This is a genomic window from Cupriavidus laharis, assembly GCF_914271435.1.
Taxonomy (GTDB): Bacteria; Pseudomonadota; Gammaproteobacteria; order Burkholderiales; family Burkholderiaceae; genus Cupriavidus; species Cupriavidus laharis.
Window position 1 is genome coordinate 12,211 of sequence record NZ_CAJZAI010000026.1, and the last position, 16,631, is coordinate 28,841.

Consider the following 16,631-nt stretch of genomic DNA (forward strand, 5'->3'; position numbering starts at 1 on the left):
TGTCGCGCTATGCCCTCAAGAGTTGAAACAGCGCCCGCTTTTCCGTGGGAACCGCGCCCTCAGGGGTAAGTACCGCATCGCGTAGCGCGTGGCGACAGGAACAAGCGTCGTGGTCGGACAAGCCTGTCGACAGAATCCGGGTCAAGAGCTGCCTGGCCCTGCCGACACTCTCCCCGTAGCGGGCGATCACCGCCGCGACAGTGGCGTGTTGCGCGGGATCCTCGAGCCAGCAGTCATAGTCGGTGACAATGCCCAAGGTGCAGTAGCAGATCTGGGCCTCCCGGGCGAGGAACACCTCCGGCACGTTCGTCATGCCGACTACATCGCATGCCATCGCACCGCGCAGAAAATGGCTCTCGGCGCGTGTGCCCAGGCGAGGGCCGTCCACACAGCCATAAACCACGCCGGAATGGACGGGCAGGCGCATCTCGCTCGCGGCTGCTTCGAGTGTCGAGGCGAGCCGGGCACAAGTGGGCTCAGCCGAAGACACGTGCGCGACCAGCCCTTCCCCAAAGAAAGTCTTGTCGCGGTGGCCGCGCACCCAGTCCACATATTGGGTTGGGATGATGAATTCGCCGGGCGCGATCTGCTGTCGCAGGCTACCGACGGCGGACAGGCCGATGATCTGGCGTACACCGAGCGATTTCAGCGCGTAGATATTGGCTCGGTAGTTGACCTCGTGCGGCAGCAGTTCGTGATGCGGACCATGGCGGGGTAGGAACATGACTTCCATAGCACCAAAACGCCCCTGGACCGCAGGCGCCGATGGCGCGCCGAATGGCGTGTCGACCAGGTGCTCCCGGATCACGCTGAGCCCGTCAATGGCATAGATTCCGGTTCCGCCAATAATCCCTAGCATGGTGACTCCTCCTATTCAGTGCTCAGTTTCGGCCCTGCTGACAGCAGCGCGATGGGGACATGTCGCAAATCGCCTGGTTCGTCAACGTCAGGCAATGCGGGCAGTTCCGCCCACCGCCAGCCAAGCGCAGTCAGGCGCTTGCGTGTTTCAGTCATGACGGTCGCGGTGCTCCAGCGTATTGCCGAGAACAGATGGGGATCAAGGCGTCGCAGACCCAGCAGGACGTAGCCGCCATCAGCGGCGGGAACGAGCACCGCATCATTTCCGGCATTCAGGATTCGCGCCGCAGCGTTGAGCTGCGTTGGCTCCAGCGCCGGGCAGTCGGTGCCGATGATGAGCACGCTGCCGGCACGCGCCAATGCCCGGCGGGCCGTCGTGGCCATTCTTTGACCGAGGTCGCCATCGCATTGACGCGACAGCGCCACATTGAAGTCCCGCGCACAGGCCAGGAATGCCGGATGCCCAGTATCCGGGGTACAGCAGAGCTCTACCGGACCAATCTCGGCCGCACAGGCTGAGGCAAGCGTATGCCGCAGCAAGCGCTCGGCCAGCGCCGCAGCCCCATAGGCGCCAAGCGCCGGAATCAGCCGGGTCTTGGCATACCCCGGCTCGGGCGCTTTGGCCAAGACAATTACTTCGCACCGGGGGGGGCGCATGTGTGCTCCTTGCCTTCATAGTGTTGCGCCAACGCTACTGCACTGCGTCCAAAAAAGAACTGCAGGCGTAGCCACCACATCATCAGTATCGTCCGCCAGAGCCCATGCTGCTCCCACCGTCGCCCGGACGTGACCACGCGCTCGCGCAGACATGCCGGTGGCCCAAGGCGCTTCAAGCGGGCCGACAGCACAATGTCTTCCATCAGCGGCAGATCCGGAAAGCCGCCGACGGCGAAGAAGGCCTCGCGCCGCACGAACATCGCCTGGTCCCCGGTGGCGATGCCGGTGAGCCGCGAGCGAAGGTTGATCGATGCCGCGACAACGCGAAAGAGCCGCAGCCGACCCGCGATGCGGACATCGAACCTACCCCACACCCGTTGTCCCGATTGCATGACGGTGTGGACAGCCCGGTCAGCATCGGCCGGCAAGCGTGTGTCGGCATGGAGGAAAATCAGCAGCGCCCCATGGGCTGCCGCGGCGCCAGCATTCATCTGGTGCGCCCGACCGCGGGCAGTGATGATGACCCGATCAGCCAACGGCCCCGCCAGGCCAGCCGTGCCGTCCGCGCTATCTGCGTCTACCACAATGATTTCCACGCCGTTGCGGCGCAGCGACTGAAGCGCGGCAAGGGCGCCTTCGATATGGTCCGCTTCGTTCCAGGTCGGGATCACGATTGACAGGCGCATTAGCGTTTTCCCCGGAAACGGCCACTTGCTTGCATGCGGCGCACGGCTGTTCGCGCGGCAAGTGGCAGCACCCCAATCAGCGCGAACGAACCGAGCAGCGCTGGAGACAAGACATCGGCAACGCTGCTAACGTGTGCCAGTTGGGCTCCGGCGTTCACATAGACCACCGTGCCGGCGAGCATGCCAACTTGGCTGACCCAGTAGAAGGTACTGGTCTTGATCGGTGTCAGCCCCATGGCCAGGTTGATCGTGAAGAACGGTACCAATGGGACCAGCCGGAGCGCGAACAGATAGAATGCGCCGTCCTTCGCGAGCCCGGCATGGATTGCTACAAGCCGATCCCCGAAGCGGCGCTGGACCGCCTCGCCGAACAGGTACCGCGAGGTAAGAAACGCCAGGGTGGCGCCAAAGGTTGAGGCAAATGACACCAGCAAGGTGCCGGCCCACAGACCGAAGATCGCGCCACCGGCCAGCGTCATGATCGTCGCGCCCGGCACGGAGAGCGCGGTGACCGCGACATACAGCAGGAAATAGCCCGCGATTGCCACAGCCGGATGCGCCGCATAGTAGGCTTGCCATGCCGCCTGACCGGCTTTCAGGTTGGCCAGGTTCAGGTAACGGCCGAGATCGAGGCCCCAGTAAGCCGCGAACAGCGCGATGATCGCCACCACGATCAGGACGCGGGTACGGTTGACTTTCAGAAGGGCGGCTCCTAACGGTCTCATCAGTCAGGCTCCCCACGCATTGCCGCCATGCCACCGCGCCGCCAGGCATGAAAGCGTGCGAGCCATCTCAGCACCTGTTGCGGGGCGTGCGCCTGTTTCCACGCGCCGGCCGCATACTTGTTGGCCTCGGCCAGCGTCGGATAGGTGTGGACGGTAGCGAGAATCTGATTGAGTCCCAGGCCGTGCTTCATCGCCAGCACGTATTCCGCAAGCAAGTCTCCGGCATGGTTTCCGACGATGGTGACCCCGAGGAGCTTGTCCCGCCCCGCCACGGTCAGAACCTTGACGAAGCCACGGGCGCACTCGTCGGTGATCGCACGATCCAGTTCGCCCAGGTCATAGCGGGTCACTTCGTAGGGAACGCCTTGCTCTATGCAGTCCCGCTCGCTCCGCCCCACGCGGGCCACCTCCGGATCGGTAAAGGTGCACCATGGCATCACTGTGTAATCGGCTCGAAAGCGCTTCACCCCGCCAAACAGCGCGTTGACCGTCGCGTACCACGCCTGATGGGCCGCAGCGTGGGTGAACTGAAACGGGCCCGCGACGTCGCCACAGGCGTAAATGTTCGGGTAGAGCGTTTGCAAATAGGCGTTGGTCTCGATGGTGCGGCCCGGTGTCAGGGGGAGTCCCAGCGCCTCCAGGCCATAACCTGCTGTGCGTGGGCGACGCCCGACTGCGCACAACAGCACGTCAAACTCCAGAGCCATTTCCTGTTCACCGCGACTGACAATCAACCGCTTAAGACCACCGACTTGCTCACAGCGCACCGCGCGGTGCGAAACCAGAACCCGCACGCCGTCCGCCGTCAGCGCCGCCGCGATCAGTGCGGAGGCTTCAGGATCCTCACGGACGAGGAGTCGCGGCGACCGCTGCACCTGCGTGACTTCCGCCCCAAAGTGGGCAAAGGCTTGCGCGAGCTCGCAGCCGGCCGGGCCACCGCCCAGCACAATCAGCCGTCGGGGTAGCGCCCGGAGGGACCAGATGGTCTCGGTGGTGTAATAGCCGACCGTTTCCAGGCCCGGGATCGGGGGCACCATGGGTTCCGCCCCGGCCGCGATGACGATGGCGCGGGTGGCGAGGGTATGGCCGTTGACTTCGACTGTCCAGGGCGAGGTAATCGTAGCTCGCCCTTGGATGACGTCCACGCCGAGCTTGGCGTACCGCTCGGCCGAATCGTGCGGCGCGACCGTTGCAATCACCCGATGCACGCGCGTCATCACCTCGGCAAAATCGAAGCTGATCTCGGCCTTGTCAATGCCCAGTGCGGCCGCATGCTTTGCTTGCTTGACAAAACGCGCCGAACGCAGCAGGGCTTTGGAAGGTACGCACCCGGAATTCAGGCAGTCGCCGCCCATCTTGCCGCCTTCGATGAGTGTGACTTTCGCTTTCAGCGCCGCCCCGAGGTAGGCCGTCACGAGGCCGGCCGCGCCGGCACCGATGACGACTAGGTTGCGGTCGAACGTCCTGGGCTTGGGCCAGCGGGCGATGAAGGGTCGGTTGGGCCGCATCGTCGGTTTCACGGATTGCGACTCAGGCGGCCAACGCGCCACCGCAACTGCTGCCCTGACCTGCGGTGCAGCCGTAGCAATGGTCGGCCACGACGATGGGCTGACCGATCAACTCGGCGCTCAGCAGATCGCGCAAGTGAGCGCGCGACGAAACACCGAGCTTCAGCGGCAGGCCCAGCATCTGGTTGAAATCGCAGTCGTGGAGATAGCCTTGCCAGTCAACGCTGACGAGGCTGCGGCACATCAGGCCTTCAAGATTGGCAGCACTGAAATTTTCCTTCAGCAGGCGCATGTAGTCCGCGAACTGCCCCTTTGAGACCAACGTGCTGCCAAAGCGCTGGATTGGCATGTTCGCGAGCGCAAAGAGCCGGTTGAAGACAATGCCAAAATGCGCGGACAACTCGCGCTTATAGTCCGCCTCGAGTTTCTCCTGATTGGGCGGCAAAGCCGGGCCTTGCGGGTTGTAGACGAGATGTAGCGCGAGTCCGGTATCAGGCTGGCCATAGCCGAGGCCATTGAGGTGCTGTAACGCCGATACGCTCTTGTCAAACGTGCCGGCGCCCCGCTGACGGTCTACGTTGTCCGCCGAATAGCATGGAAGGGAGGCCACGACTTCCACGCGCTCAGCGGCAAGAAATTCCGCGAGATCTTCCTGCCCCGGCTCGAACAGGATGGTGAGGTTGCAGCGGTCGATGACGCGCACGTCCGACGCACGCGCGGCGGTCACCAGGCGGCGAAAATGCGGGTTGAGTTCCGGGGCGCCGCCAGTGAGATCAACGGTTGGGAGCCTCCGGGCGCGCAGCACCTCGAGCACCAGATCGACAGTCGGACTGTCCATCATTTCCGTGCGGGTCGGCCCAGCGTTGACGTGGCAATGCACACAGGTCTGATTGCAGCGATAGCCGAGGTTGACCTGCAGCGTCTCCAATGCCTTGCGTCGTATCGCCGGGAAGTCGGTGTCGCGCAGTAGTGGAAAGGTGGAATACATGGCGCTTCTCCGCAGGCCCCTTACTTGACGATCTTTTGCGACGCCTGCCTGGCCACGTCATCCGGCGACCCTGGCGGCATCCGGCAGAACCCTTGGGCCGGAACGTGCAGCGCCGCGTTGAACTTGCTCGATAAATTCTGGAAGGCGATCAGCGCAGTGAGTTCGATGATGGCGTCGTCGCTGAAATGCGTCTTGAGTTCACCCATCTGCGCGGCGTCCACGCGGCGGTCGGTGATGGTAACGGCCTCGGCGTAGCGCAGGGCCGCCTTCTCACGGGCACTGTAGCGCGGGGAGTGGTCGAAGTCGGCCAGCTCCGATAGCTTGGCGGCATCGACGCTGCGCTCCAGCGCCGTCGCAGAATTAAGATCGATGCAAAACTCGCACCAGTTGATTTGCGAGACCCGCACCGTAACCAGCGAGCGCAGCGCAGGTTCGATCGGGGAAGACGCCCGGTCGATCGCGCGATAGAGCCTTGTCAATGCGACAAAGACTCTCGGGGTGCGGCCCCACAACTTGGCCGGCTCGAGTTCGGCGCCATATTTCCTGCGTTGCAACCATAAGATCAGGCGCACATACCACGGATAGGTCGCGTCATCTGGCGTCGAGATCATGGACATGGCACAAGCCTCGCTCGGTCAGCAGCATTCCGTACCGGGAGCGCAGCAGCTGGCGCCCTGGTCGGCAGGACGATGCACCGCCCGCTTGCTTTCCGATGCGGGTCGGTGCGTGCCAGGCGGCGCGCAATGCGGCTTGGGGTTCCTTTGATTCTTGTGCAGTTTACCGGGGTAGCCTCCCCTAGCAGCCACGCGGGTTTCCGGGCGATGCTTGCCTGAAACCTCAATCAAATCAGTCATTTGCTGACTGGTCCCTCCCCCCTGGTTTTGAAACGTTGATCGGGCCTGCGCGCGACCATGCGCACCCATCTGACGTGAGGTCGCGGCTGTTTCGGCAAGATAATTGAATTTATCTCTCTTAGCTTTCAGCAAAGCATGCCTAAATAGCTTTCCTAACGTTAGCAACGTGCGTAAGATAGGATAAAAATCCCGCTCGAAAGTCGCCATGCCCCGCCTCGCCGCCACCCCCGAACAGATCCGCGCCACCGTGCTGGCCATGCTCACCGAGGCCGGCGACGCGGCGCCGCCGACCGCCGCGCGCTTTCGCCGCGTGGTGTCGGTGCGCAAGCTGCGTGCGCGCCTGGGCGGCGGCGACCCGGCGACGCTGTCGCGCACGCTCAACGCGATCGAGGCCGAGGTGGTGCGCGCGGGCCTGGCCGACCTGGCGCTGCCCGAGCTCCCGGTGGAGATCGCCGAGTCGATGCGCGCGCTGTGGCAGGCCGCGGTCGCCGTGCAGCTCGACGACGTGGTGCGCCTCAGGCGCGAGGCGCAGGCGGCGGCCGAGGCCGCGCAGGCCGCCCGCGCCGAGGCCGAGCTGCGGGTCGAGCTGCTGCGCCAGGAACTCACCGAAACCCGCCAGGCCCTCGCCGCGCGCGACACCGCCCTGGCCGAGGCGCGCGCCGCGCTGGACGCGACCACGGCTCGCGCCGACCAGCTCGCCAGCCGGGCGGGCAAACTGGAGTCCGAGCTGGCGGCCGCGCAGGATCACATTGCCGCCGGCGAGCGCGCCCACAGCGAGGCGGTCGCCACCATCCAGGCGCGCTACGAGGCGCTGTCCAAGCAGCTCCTGCAGGAGACTGCGCACCAGCGCGACGCGGTGCAGGCCGAGCGAGCCCAACTGGCCGCGCAGCTCAAGTTCGCCGAGCGGCGTATCGCCGCGCTGGAGCAGGAACGCGCGCGCCTCGACGCGGACCTGGCCAGCGAGCGGGCGGCGCGCCAGAGCGCCGTCGGCGAGGCGAGCGCGCTCAAGGCGGTGACCGCCAGCCAGCGCGCCCAGCTCGACGAGCTGCTGCGCGTGACGCTGGCCGCCGCGCCACGACCGACGACTGCGCGTGCGCCCAGGTCGACGGTCAAGCCGGCCGGCAAGCGGGCCGCCAAGTCATGAAGCCGGCCGACTGGATCGACACGGCGGCGGTACCGCCGCGCGCGCTGCCGGCCACCGTCGACGCGGCACTCGCTTACCTGGCCGAGGCGCTGGGGCACGCGGTCTACGCGCACTGGACGCTGGCGCGCGTCAAGCGCCACTACGGTTCGCTGGCCGAGGCCAAGGCCGCGCAACCAGCCGTGCTCAAGCTGCTGCTGGCCCACGATGGGGCGGTCGAATACTGGGAGCGGGGACGCTTGCGCACGGTACCGGCAGACGAAGCGCCCAGCCCGGAGACGGTGCTGACCCGGCTGTTGCACACGCACCGGCGCCGCTTCCGGTCTGCCGCCTCCTCAGGGAAGGAAGCCGCGGTGCCGGCGGCGGCGAAGACGACGGGGCCGGTCGCAGCGAATCCGTGGCTGGTGACCCAGGGGCCTGCCGAGCACGCGTGGCTCGCGCGCGCCGGCCGCTTCGCCCAGCCGCACGCCACCGCCAACACGCTCGGTGTCGCTGACGACGCGCAGGCACTGGCGCTCTTCCTGCGCGACCGGGCCGGGCGCTCGCCCCACACGCTGCGCGCCTATGGCGCCGAATTGCGCCGCCTGATGCGCTGGTGCGGCGCCCGCCAGCTCGGCCCGCTGTCGGACCTGACCCGCCAGCAGCTGCTCGCCTACCGGCACGCGCTGCAGCACGACGAGGGCCGTACAGCGGGCGCCCGGCCGCCCCGGTCGGAGGCCACCCGTACGCGCGCGCTGGCGGTGGTGGCGAGCCTCTACCGCTACTGGTACGACACGGGCTACCTGCACGCCAACCCGGCCGCCGGCCTGTCCGCCGGCAGCCGCGCGCGGGCGGGCTTCGCGCCGACGCGGCTGATCCCGCCGGCGCTGCTGGTCGCGTGCGATGCCTGGCTGGACGCGCCGGAGTCTGACGCCGCCAACACGCTGGCGGCACAGCGGCGGCGCGCGATCTGGGCGCTGTATCGCTACGCCGGCGCGCGCCTGGCGGAACTGGCCTGGTCGGCCGAAACCGCGCTGCCCCGGCTCGAGGCCGAGGCGCCCGGGCGGTGGACGCTCTATGTCTGCGGCAAGGGGCGCAAGGCGCGGACGATTCCGCTGCCGACCCCATGCGTGACGGTGCTGCGCGCCTACCGGTTAGGTCGTGGCCTGCCCGCCGAGCCGCCCGCGCACGAGGCACTGCCGGTCATTCACGGCCACAAGGGCGAAGCCCTGCAGTCAGCCGGCCTGTACCGCGAAGTCAAGGCGATCTTCGCCGCCGTGGCCGATGGCCTGCAGGCGCGCGAACCGGCACAAGCCCTCCTATTGCGCGCCGCCTCGCCGCACTGGCTGCGCCACGCCTATGCGCGCACGCTGGTGGTCGACCACCAGGTGCCGCTGCCGGCCGCCCAGGCGCTGCTCGGGCATGCCTCAGTGCAAACCACGGCGGCCTATGCCAAGACCGACCTGACGCAGTTGCGTGCCTTCGTCGATGCCACGTTTACTGATGATGGACTGTAGCGACAGCGCGCAGTGCCTTATCGATCCAAACCAGAAGGCGGATGTCGGGGCACAGCAGCCATCACATCCATTGTGGCAACCGACGCGTCATCGACCAAGACTGGCTCAAACACCTGCGGATTGACGGCCGTTTAGGCCGAGTAGTCAGAAGTGGAGCTCAACTCTGATGGTCTGAAGACATGAGTTAGTCCTGCCCTTGGCGAGATCGACACTGCGGCATTTTGTGCCGAGGGCCCCGTGGGCGGCACGAACCGGCTTCGTTCGTCATGGGCACTGCCTTTGAATGAAGGTCGAGATTTCGTCAGGCCGCGCGAAGACCACTTCGGCACGGTCACCATGCATGCCGCTGCCGATCAGCACAGGCTTGCCGGCAAGGGGGCCCTGCGCGCTGCCATCCGTTTTGATTCGCAGATTGAACTCCCAAAAGGTGTGGGTCTTCCGGTCGGCAGTAGTGAGCCGGTACGCGTCGCCGCAGTACCGGATCGCGGTGACCTGCGACGCCAGATCTGCCTTTTTCAAGTTCGGCAGGCCGCGATCGGGGGCCGTCACGCGACCAGTGGAGACCGCCTCAAGGTAAGCGACCACGTCGGCTCGGGTGGGCGCGTCCGCAATGCCCGGAAAATCCATTGCGTTCCCCGGCACCAGCGCCGCAGGATTTGTGAGCCACGCCTCCAGGTTCTGCTTGTTCCAAATCAGGCCTGAGTGCTTGAGGGCATCGGAGTAACGCGTGAAACCGTCGGCAGTGCCGGCTTTTCGCCCCCAGACCTCAGCCAGGCTCGGCCCTGTCATGTGGCGCCCTGGGGCGAACGAATGGCACGCCATGCACATGCGGGCGGCTTGTGCCCCGCGCGCAATGTCACCTTCTGCGCGAACTGGCGTAATGAAGGCAAGCGCAACCAATACAGCCGCAATTGCATCTCTGGCAGGTTCTTGAATCATGGATAGCTCCGGTTTGCGTACCAGATCATCCTCAGGCGCAATAAAAGCTGCTTTGTTAACAGTAGGTCGCCCTTGTCCATGCTCTTCCAGGACGGCTTACTTGCGACTCTTTCCCGACTTGCGGCGGCTCTTACTACGGCGAGCCGGCGGCGCAGATGCGCGCGGACGGCGGGCGCCATACTGACGTCTGAGAAACCATGCGAACAAGCATATCGCACAGAACGTCAGCGCCAGGGACATCAGGATCGCCGCAATGACGTTGGCTGGAAGATCGAACATGGTGCCTGCATTCAGTTAGGGGGCTCGCCTCCGGGGCAGGCGATGCCTCGGTTCGAGCGACATAGGCATGCCGCCGAACGCGGCGGCATGCCTTTGAGCGCGCTTCTTACTTACGCTGCATGTCCACAACGGTCGGCTTGCCGTCGACCTTGTCGAACGTCACGGAAACCGATTCGCCCTCCTTAAAGTTCTTCAGCGAAACGCGGTCCTTGACCGGGAACGCCATGGTCATGGCGGACATGCCGAGGTTCTCGATCGGGCCGTGCTTGAGCGTGACCTTGCCGGCCTGCGTATCGATCTTCTTGATCTCCGCTGCGACAGGGTGCGGCGACGACTGCTGCGAGGTTTGCGATGGCGCAGACGGCTTCATATCCATGCCCTTCATGTCCATGCCGTCCATGGATCCGGCGGCGAATGCGGCCGGGGCGGCAGCGAGGGCGAGAATAACTGCGAGGGTCTTGATGGGTTTCATTGGGATTCCTCTTGAAGTGAGGGGTGGGTGGAAAGTAAGACAGCCTTTGTCTGGCGCCGGCGGATCAGCAGATACCCCGCCGGTACAACAAACAGGGAGAGCAACGGCGCCGTCACCATGCCGCCGACCATCGGGGCGGCAATGCGCTGCATGACCTCCGAGCCAGTGCCGTGCGACCACATGATGGGAACCAGGCCGGCGAGGATGACCGCGACCGTCATGGCCTTGGGACGAACCCGCAGCACGGCGCCTTCCTGGATGGCTTCCAGCAGTGCGGACAGGCTCGCGTCGCCCCGGTCCTCGCGCTCACTCCAGGCCTGCTTCAGATAGAGCAGCATGATCACACCGAACTCGGCCGCCACGCCGGCCAGCGCGATGAAGCCGACGACGCCGGCCACCGAGAGGTTGTAGCCCAGCAGATAGAGCAGCCAGAAGCCGCCGATCAGCGCCAGCGGCAGCGTGCCCATGATGAGCAGCGCTTCATCGAGGCGGCCGAACACCAGGTAGAGCAACACGAAGATGATCAGCAGCGTGAACGGCACCACCACCTTCAGCTTGGCGGTGGCCCGCTCCAGGTACTCGAACTGCCCCGACCAACTGAGCGAGTAGCCTGCCGGCATGGGCACCGCCTTGGCTACCACGGCCTGCATGTCCTGGACGGCCGAACGCAGGTCACGTCCGCGAATGTCTACGTACACCCAGCCGGACAGGCGAGCGTTTTCGCTGCGCAGCATTGGCGGTCCTTGCACCACCTGGAGGCGCGCCACGTCGGACAGCGTGATCTGCTGGCCCTTGTCGGTGACAATGGGCAGGCTGCGCAGTTGTTCCACCGAGTCGCGGTAGTCCCGTGGATAACGCACATTGATCGGAAAGCGCGCCAGCCCGTCGACGACTTCCCCGACGTTGTCGCCGCCGATGGCCGAGGACACGATGCTCTGGACATCCTCAATGTTGAGCCCGTACCGGCCGGCCGCCATGCGGTCGATGTCGACATCGACATAGCGCCCGCCCGACAGGCGCTCGGCCAGCGCCGACGTGACGCCCGGCACCGTCTTGACGGCTTCCTCGACGCGCGTGGCCAGCCGATCAATCTCCTTCAGGTCCGTGCCTGCCACCTTGATGCCGACCGGGCTCTTGATGCCGGTGGCGAGCATGTCGATGCGGTTGCGGATCGGCGGCACCCAGATGTTGGACAGACCGGGTACTTTCACCACACGGTCGAGCTCCTCCACCAGCTTGTCGGTTGTCATGCCGGCGCGCCACTGGTCGCGCGGCTTGAACTGGATGGTCGTCTCGAACATCTCGATGGGGGCCGGATCAGTCGCCGTGTCGGCGCGGCCGGCCTTGCCGAACACCGTGGCTACCTCAGGCACGGTCTTGATCAGGCGGTCTGTCTGCTGCAGCAACTGCGCCGCCTTGCCGGCGGACAGGCCCGGCAGTGCCGACGGCATGTAGAGCAGGTCGCCCTCGTCAAGGGGCGGCATGAACTCGCCACCAATTCGCGCGATCGGCCAGGCGGTCGCGACCAGCAGAACCGCCGCAATCGCCACGGTGCTCTTCGGGTAGCTGAGCACCCTGGCCAACACCGGCTGATAGGCACGAATCAGCCATCGGCTGAGCGGATTGGACTGTTCCGTGGGGATCCTGCCGCGGATCATGTAGCCCATCAGGACTGGAACCAGGGTGACGGAGAGGCCCGCAGCCGCGGCCATGGAGTAGGTCTTGGTAAAGGCCAGCGGCGAGAACAGCCGCCCCTCCTGCGCCTCCAGCGTGAACACGGGGATGAATGACAGCGTGATGATCAGCAGCGAGAAGAACAGCGCGGGCCCGACCTCAGCCGCCGACTCGCCGATCACGCTCCAGCGTTCATGGCCGGTCAGTTCCCGGCCGGGGTTGTCCGTATGCCAATGCTCGAGATGCTTGTGCGCATTTTCGATCATGACAACCGCGGCATCGACCATGGCGCCGATGGCAATGGCGATGCCGCCCAGCGACATGATGTTGGCATTGACACCCTGGTATCGCATGACCAGGAACGCGGCCAGCACACCCAGCGGCAATGAGACGATGGCCACCAGCGCGGAGCGCAAGTGGAACAGGAAAACCAGGCAGACCACCGCGACGACGATGAACTCTTCGATCAGCTTGTGGGTCAGATTTTCCACCGCCCGGTTGATCAGGGCGGAGCGATCGTACGTGGTGACGATCTGGACGCCTGCCGGCAGGCTCTTCTGCAGCGTTGCAAGCTTGGCCTTGACCGCCTCGATGGTTTCGAGGGCATTCTTGCCCGAGCGCATCACGATGACGCCACCGGCGACCTCTCCCTGGCCGTCCAGTTCGGCGATGCCGCGCCGCATCTCAGGGCCAAGCTGGACCGTGGCCACATCGCCCAGCCGCACCGGAATGCCGGCATCGCTGGTCACCAGCGGGATCTGCCGGAAATCATCGAGCGTCTTCAGGTAGCCGCTGGCCCGGACCATGTACTCCGCCTCACCCAACTCGAGCACCGAGCCACCGGTTTCCTGATTGGCGCCCTTGAGCGCCGCCAGTACCTTGGCCTGCGACAGGTTGTAGGCACGTAGCCGGTCCGGCATCAGGACGACCTGGAACTGCTTCACCATGCCGCCGAGGGACGCGACCTCGGCAACATTGGGCAGCGATTTCAGCTCGAAGCGCAGGAACCAATCCTGGAGCGCACGCAGTTGACTCAGGTCGTGCTGGCCGTTCTTGTCCACCAGCGTGTACTCGTAGATCCAGCCGACCCCGGTGGCATCCGGCCCCAGCGCCGGCTTGGCAGCGGCCGGCAGGCGGGATTGCACCTGATTCAGATATTCCAGGACTCGGGAGCGCGCCCAGTACAGGTCGGTGCCGTCCTCGAACAGCACGTAGACGAATGAGTCGCCGAAGAACGAGTAGCCGCGCACGGTCTTTGCGCCCGGCACCGACAGCATGGTAGTGGTCAGCGGGTAGGTGACCTGGTTCTCGACAATCTGCGGCGCCTGGCCGGGAAACGGCGTGCGGATGATGACTTGCACATCGGACAGGTCCGGCAACGCGTCGAGCGGTGTACTGCGCACGGCCCACAATCCCCATGCGGTCAACATGACCGTGACCAGCAGGACCAGGAAACGGTTGCGGATAGAAGCAAGAATGAGCCGGGCGATCATGGCTTGGCCCCCTGGGTGGTGCCGGCCGGCTCGACCGCGGACAGGATCGCCAGGCCGTCGCTGTTCAGGTGGAAGCGGAAGTGGATGCGGTCACCGGCCTTGAGCCCTTTAGGCAGGCCCGCGGGCGGCGCGGCAAAATCCATGGTCATCGCGCCCCACTGTGCCGAGGGAATCGGCCCGTGCGAGATGGTCAGGCCTTCGCGCGTCACGGCCTCGATGCGCCCGACGCCCTCGTGCTCGGGCGCAGCCGGCGCGGACGCCGCTGGCGTGGCGCTCATGCGTTCGGCCGTGCCACGCAGGCTGGCTTCCGAATCGATGAGGAACTGTCCCGAGGTGACTACCTTCTGGCCGGCCTTCAGCCCATCCAGGATCTCGACCATGCCCGCAGCCTCGCGCCCGGTCTTGACATCGGTTGCCACAAAGCCGGCCTTGCCGGCATCCACCATGACGATGCTGCGCTGGCCGGTGCGGATGACAGACTCCAGCGGAATCATCAGCGCCTCCTTCTGGTCACCGCTATCGAACCGGACTGTCACGAACATGCCCGGCAACAGGTGCCTGCCCTTGTTGGGCAGGACAATGCGCACCTTGATGGTTCGCGTGGCCGGATTGACATCGGGCAGCACGGTATCGACCTTGCCAACGATTGACTCGGTTGCGCCGGTCGGCGATACCTTGACCGCCAGGCCCGGCGCGAGGGCGCGGGCTTGTCCCTCCGGTACCTCGGCAATCGCCCAGACCTGGCTCAGGTCGGCCAGGCGGAACAGGGTCATGCCAGGAGACACAGTCATGCCCTCCCGGACCGCAACCTCGGTCACTAGGCCGTCGACCGGGCTCACAATGCCAAGATTGGGCTGGAGCTTGCCGGATGTCTCGACGGCGCTGACCTGGCCTGGCGTCATGCCGGCCTGCAGCATGCGGGCCTTGGCCGCGCTGCGCAGGTCGGATTGCTCACCCGCGGCCATGCGGGACACGGCGAGATATTCCTCTTGCGCGGCCACCCAATCGGGCGAGTACAGCGTCACCAGCGCTTGGCCGCGCCGGACCGGATCGAGGGTCGCTTTGACCGCGACGTGCTGGACGAAGGCATTCGTCCGCGCCTGGATCACCAGGACACTGCGCTCGTCAATAGCGACATTGCCAGGTGCCTCGAGCACCGCGCTCAACCGGCTCGCCTTGACCTCGGTCGTGCGGATGCCTAGATTCTGCGCGACACGGCTGTCGACCGTGACGCCGCTGCCTCCGGCATCCCCATCCGCATAAACGGGCACGAGCTGCATGTCCATGAAAGGTGACTTGCCTGGCTTGTCGAAGCGCTGGCCGGGTACCATCGGATCGTGCCAGTACAGGATCTTCTTGCCAGTGTTCGGATCGGTGTCGCCTGCTTTGAGAGCAGACGTCGCGCCGGGCAAGGTCGAAGATTGCGAAGACTGCGCCGATTGTGTGCCGCGCGTGACGCCAAGGTGGTAGGCGCCATAGAGGGCGGCGCCGACGAGAACGACGCCGGCCACCGCTGCAATGACTGGTTTCTTCATTTGAGTTCCTTGGTGGCCGGCTCGGTATGTGCAGTAGGCAGCGGGATCAGGAAGGTCAAGTCGGCCCACAGCTTTGCTGTCTTGGCCTCCAGCGTCAGCCGCTCCACCGCCGTGTCGATGGCGCGATGGTTGGCCTCGGCGACGGCAAGCAGCGATCCGGTATTGACCCGGTAGGCCGTGAGCGCCGCGTCCGCCTGCTGGTTGGCAAGCGGTAGGGTCTTCTCGTCGTAGCGTTTGAGGCGCTCAAGGTTGCGCCGCAGCTCGGCAAGCTTGGCGCCTACCATGGCCTGGGTATTGCGACGGATGATTTCGGACTTGGCACGCGCCTCATTGGCCTGTGCCAGCCTGGCAGCGACGTCGCGGTCTTGGCGATTGCCCCGGTCCCAGGGCACCGGGAAGCTGACGTTGAGCGACCCCATGTTGGAGAAGGCTGGGCCGCGCTGGCTGTACATCAGCTCGACCGTCACATCCGGCTTCCTGGCCTCCGTTGCCACCTGGATCTCCGACTCGGCCAGGGCCACGTCGCGCTGTGCCGCCGCGATCTCGGGAACCGCGTCGAATTCGCCTTTCGCCAGTTGCTGAACGCTCTGGGGTACGTCGAGCGGCGGGCGCTCCGACAGTGGGCGGTTGGCCGCAGGCCCGACCCAGCGCTCCAGATTGAGCATGGCGGTGGCTACGGCGGCCCGGTTTTCGTCCAGGCGGTCATGCAGTTTCTGGACTTCCAGCTCCATCGCCAGGACATCAGCGCGCGTACCGCGCCCGCTGCGATAGGCGGCGGTCGCCGCCTGCAGCGCCAGGTCCAGGGGATGGCCGTGATGGCCTAGCAGGACACCAGTCTGCTCGGCATACCACCGATCGAGCCAGGCACCGACGGCATTGCGCTGCACGTTGGCCAGTCCGACCGCGCGCTGCGCCTCGGCGGCAGTCGCCTCGGCTTCAAACCGCGCCGCTTTGGCGCGGCGCTTGTCCGTGCGCGTGAATTCCTGCATCACGCTGATGGACCGCATGGTCATGAAATCCCGCGTGAGCGAGAACTGGTCCGGCCCGGTCACGGGGACGTTGTTGAGTCCGAGTTTGAGCACCGGGTCCGGCAACTGGCCCGCGGAAACGGCCATTTGCACGGCTGCCTCGACGGCGCCCCGCGAGGATTCGGCATCGCCGGCGTGGGTGGTCGCGAGCGCGACGGTCTCCTCGAGGGAAAGAGAAGGGGCAGATTGCGCAGCCGCGGCATGCGACACCGCCAGGCCGAAGGCAGGCGCGCAAAGCAGCGCCAGCGTCAGGCGACGTGGAAAGAGCATAAAGCCTCCATGAACGACGACAGCTACC

The 16,631-nt window shown here is 65.6% G+C and carries 14 protein-coding genes; 2 read left to right on the top strand and 12 right to left on the bottom strand.

Annotated features, from left to right (window positions below; all coding sequences use genetic code 11):
- Positions 1 to 7 precede the first annotated feature (7 nt).
- From mtnP to LDO29_RS26745, 7 genes are read right to left on the bottom strand one after another with little or no spacing between them, the layout of a single operon-like run.
- Complete coding sequence (gene mtnP, locus LDO29_RS26715) at positions 8 to 859, bottom strand: S-methyl-5'-thioadenosine phosphorylase (protein WP_224082754.1); 852 nt, start codon at positions 857 to 859, stop codon at positions 8 to 10.
- Between the two features lie 11 nt (positions 860 to 870).
- Positions 871 to 1,485, bottom strand: coding sequence for a TIGR04282 family arsenosugar biosynthesis glycosyltransferase (locus tag LDO29_RS26720; protein WP_253074150.1), 615 nt, complete (start codon positions 1,483 to 1,485; stop codon positions 871 to 873).
- Between the two features lie 5 nt (positions 1,486 to 1,490).
- Positions 1,491 to 2,201 carry a TIGR04283 family arsenosugar biosynthesis glycosyltransferase gene (locus tag LDO29_RS26725; protein ID WP_224082756.1) on the bottom strand — a complete coding sequence of 237 codons (711 nt, stop codon included), beginning with the start codon at positions 2,199 to 2,201 and terminating at the stop codon, positions 1,491 to 1,493.
- On the bottom strand, positions 2,201 to 2,872 hold the full coding sequence (locus tag LDO29_RS26730) for a TVP38/TMEM64 family protein (protein ID WP_224082757.1): 672 nt from the start codon (positions 2,870 to 2,872) through the stop codon (positions 2,201 to 2,203). Before LDO29_RS26730 ends, LDO29_RS26725 begins: the two co-directional genes overlap by 1 nt.
- A gap of 53 nt (positions 2,873 to 2,925) precedes the next feature.
- Positions 2,926 to 4,446 (bottom strand): dihydrolipoyl dehydrogenase family protein, encoded by a 1,521-nt coding sequence (locus LDO29_RS26735; RefSeq protein WP_318035534.1) that lies wholly within the window; start codon positions 4,444 to 4,446, stop codon positions 2,926 to 2,928.
- Positions 4,447 to 4,456: 10 nt separating this feature from the next.
- A complete protein-coding gene (gene arsS / locus LDO29_RS26740; protein ID WP_224082758.1) occupies positions 4,457 to 5,422 on the bottom strand; it encodes an arsenosugar biosynthesis radical SAM (seleno)protein ArsS in 966 nt (321 codons plus the stop codon).
- A gap of 20 nt (positions 5,423 to 5,442) precedes the next feature.
- Positions 5,443 to 6,039: a carboxymuconolactone decarboxylase family protein gene (locus tag LDO29_RS26745; RefSeq protein ID WP_224082759.1), complete on the bottom strand. Its 597-nt coding sequence runs from the start codon at positions 6,037 to 6,039 to the stop codon at positions 5,443 to 5,445.
- Between the two features lie 442 nt (positions 6,040 to 6,481).
- Here LDO29_RS26745 and LDO29_RS26750 point away from each other — a divergent pair, with 442 nt between their 5' ends.
- Entirely contained in the window at positions 6,482 to 7,420 is a 939-nt protein-coding gene (locus LDO29_RS26750) for a DNA-binding protein (protein ID WP_224082760.1), read from the top strand.
- Positions 7,417 to 8,913 (top strand): tyrosine-type recombinase/integrase, encoded by a 1,497-nt coding sequence (locus LDO29_RS26755; RefSeq protein WP_224082761.1) that lies wholly within the window; start codon positions 7,417 to 7,419, stop codon positions 8,911 to 8,913. Before LDO29_RS26750 ends, LDO29_RS26755 begins: the two co-directional genes overlap by 4 nt.
- 264 nt (positions 8,914 to 9,177) lie before the next feature.
- On the opposite strand, the gene LDO29_RS26760 is transcribed toward LDO29_RS26755, so the two are convergent.
- The 5 genes from LDO29_RS26760 to LDO29_RS26780 all read right to left on the bottom strand — a co-directional run bounded on the left by LDO29_RS26760 (position 9,178) and on the right by LDO29_RS26780 (position 16,603).
- Positions 9,178 to 9,852, bottom strand: coding sequence for a c-type cytochrome (locus LDO29_RS26760; protein WP_224082762.1), 675 nt, complete (start codon positions 9,850 to 9,852; stop codon positions 9,178 to 9,180).
- Positions 9,853 to 10,237: 385 nt separating this feature from the next.
- Positions 10,238 to 10,603, bottom strand: coding sequence for a copper-binding protein (locus tag LDO29_RS26765; protein WP_224082763.1), 366 nt, complete (start codon positions 10,601 to 10,603; stop codon positions 10,238 to 10,240).
- Complete coding sequence (locus LDO29_RS26770; protein ID WP_224082764.1) at positions 10,600 to 13,770, bottom strand: efflux RND transporter permease subunit; 3,171 nt, start codon at positions 13,768 to 13,770, stop codon at positions 10,600 to 10,602. Before LDO29_RS26770 ends, LDO29_RS26765 begins: the two co-directional genes overlap by 4 nt.
- Complete coding sequence (locus tag LDO29_RS26775) at positions 13,767 to 15,305, bottom strand: efflux RND transporter periplasmic adaptor subunit (RefSeq protein ID WP_224082765.1); 1,539 nt, start codon at positions 15,303 to 15,305, stop codon at positions 13,767 to 13,769. Before LDO29_RS26775 ends, LDO29_RS26770 begins: the two co-directional genes overlap by 4 nt.
- The gene (locus LDO29_RS26780; protein WP_224082766.1) at positions 15,302 to 16,603 is read right to left on the bottom strand and encodes a TolC family protein; all 1,302 of its coding nucleotides are present in this window, start codon (positions 16,601 to 16,603) and stop codon (positions 15,302 to 15,304) included. Before LDO29_RS26780 ends, LDO29_RS26775 begins: the two co-directional genes overlap by 4 nt.
- Between the last annotated feature and the right edge of the window lie 28 nt (positions 16,604 to 16,631).

Bases quoted from the DNA above. Each gene is read 5' to 3' on its own strand.
- mtnP (WP_224082754.1), bottom strand. From the start codon at position 859: ATGCTAGGGATTATTGGCGGAACCGGAATCTATGCCATTGACGGGCTC.
- LDO29_RS26755 (WP_224082761.1), top strand. From the start codon at position 7,417: ATGAAGCCGGCCGACTGGATCGACACGGCGGCGGTACCGCCGCGCGCG.
- LDO29_RS26770 (WP_224082764.1), bottom strand. From the start codon at position 13,770: ATGATCGCCCGGCTCATTCTTGCTTCTATCCGCAACCGTTTCCTGGTC.
- LDO29_RS26780 (WP_224082766.1), bottom strand. From the start codon at position 16,603: ATGCTCTTTCCACGTCGCCTGACGCTGGCGCTGCTTTGCGCGCCTGCC.
- LDO29_RS26775 (WP_224082765.1), bottom strand. From the start codon at position 15,305: ATGAAGAAACCAGTCATTGCAGCGGTGGCCGGCGTCGTTCTCGTCGGC.
- LDO29_RS26725 (WP_224082756.1), bottom strand. From the start codon at position 2,201: ATGCGCCTGTCAATCGTGATCCCGACCTGGAACGAAGCGGACCATATC.
- LDO29_RS26750 (WP_224082760.1), top strand. From the start codon at position 6,482: ATGCCCCGCCTCGCCGCCACCCCCGAACAGATCCGCGCCACCGTGCTG.
- LDO29_RS26745 (WP_224082759.1), bottom strand. From the start codon at position 6,039: ATGTCCATGATCTCGACGCCAGATGACGCGACCTATCCGTGGTATGTG.
- arsS (WP_224082758.1), bottom strand. From the start codon at position 5,422: ATGTATTCCACCTTTCCACTACTGCGCGACACCGACTTCCCGGCGATA.
- LDO29_RS26760 (WP_224082762.1), bottom strand. From the start codon at position 9,852: ATGATTCAAGAACCTGCCAGAGATGCAATTGCGGCTGTATTGGTTGCG.
- LDO29_RS26765 (WP_224082763.1), bottom strand. From the start codon at position 10,603: ATGAAACCCATCAAGACCCTCGCAGTTATTCTCGCCCTCGCTGCCGCC.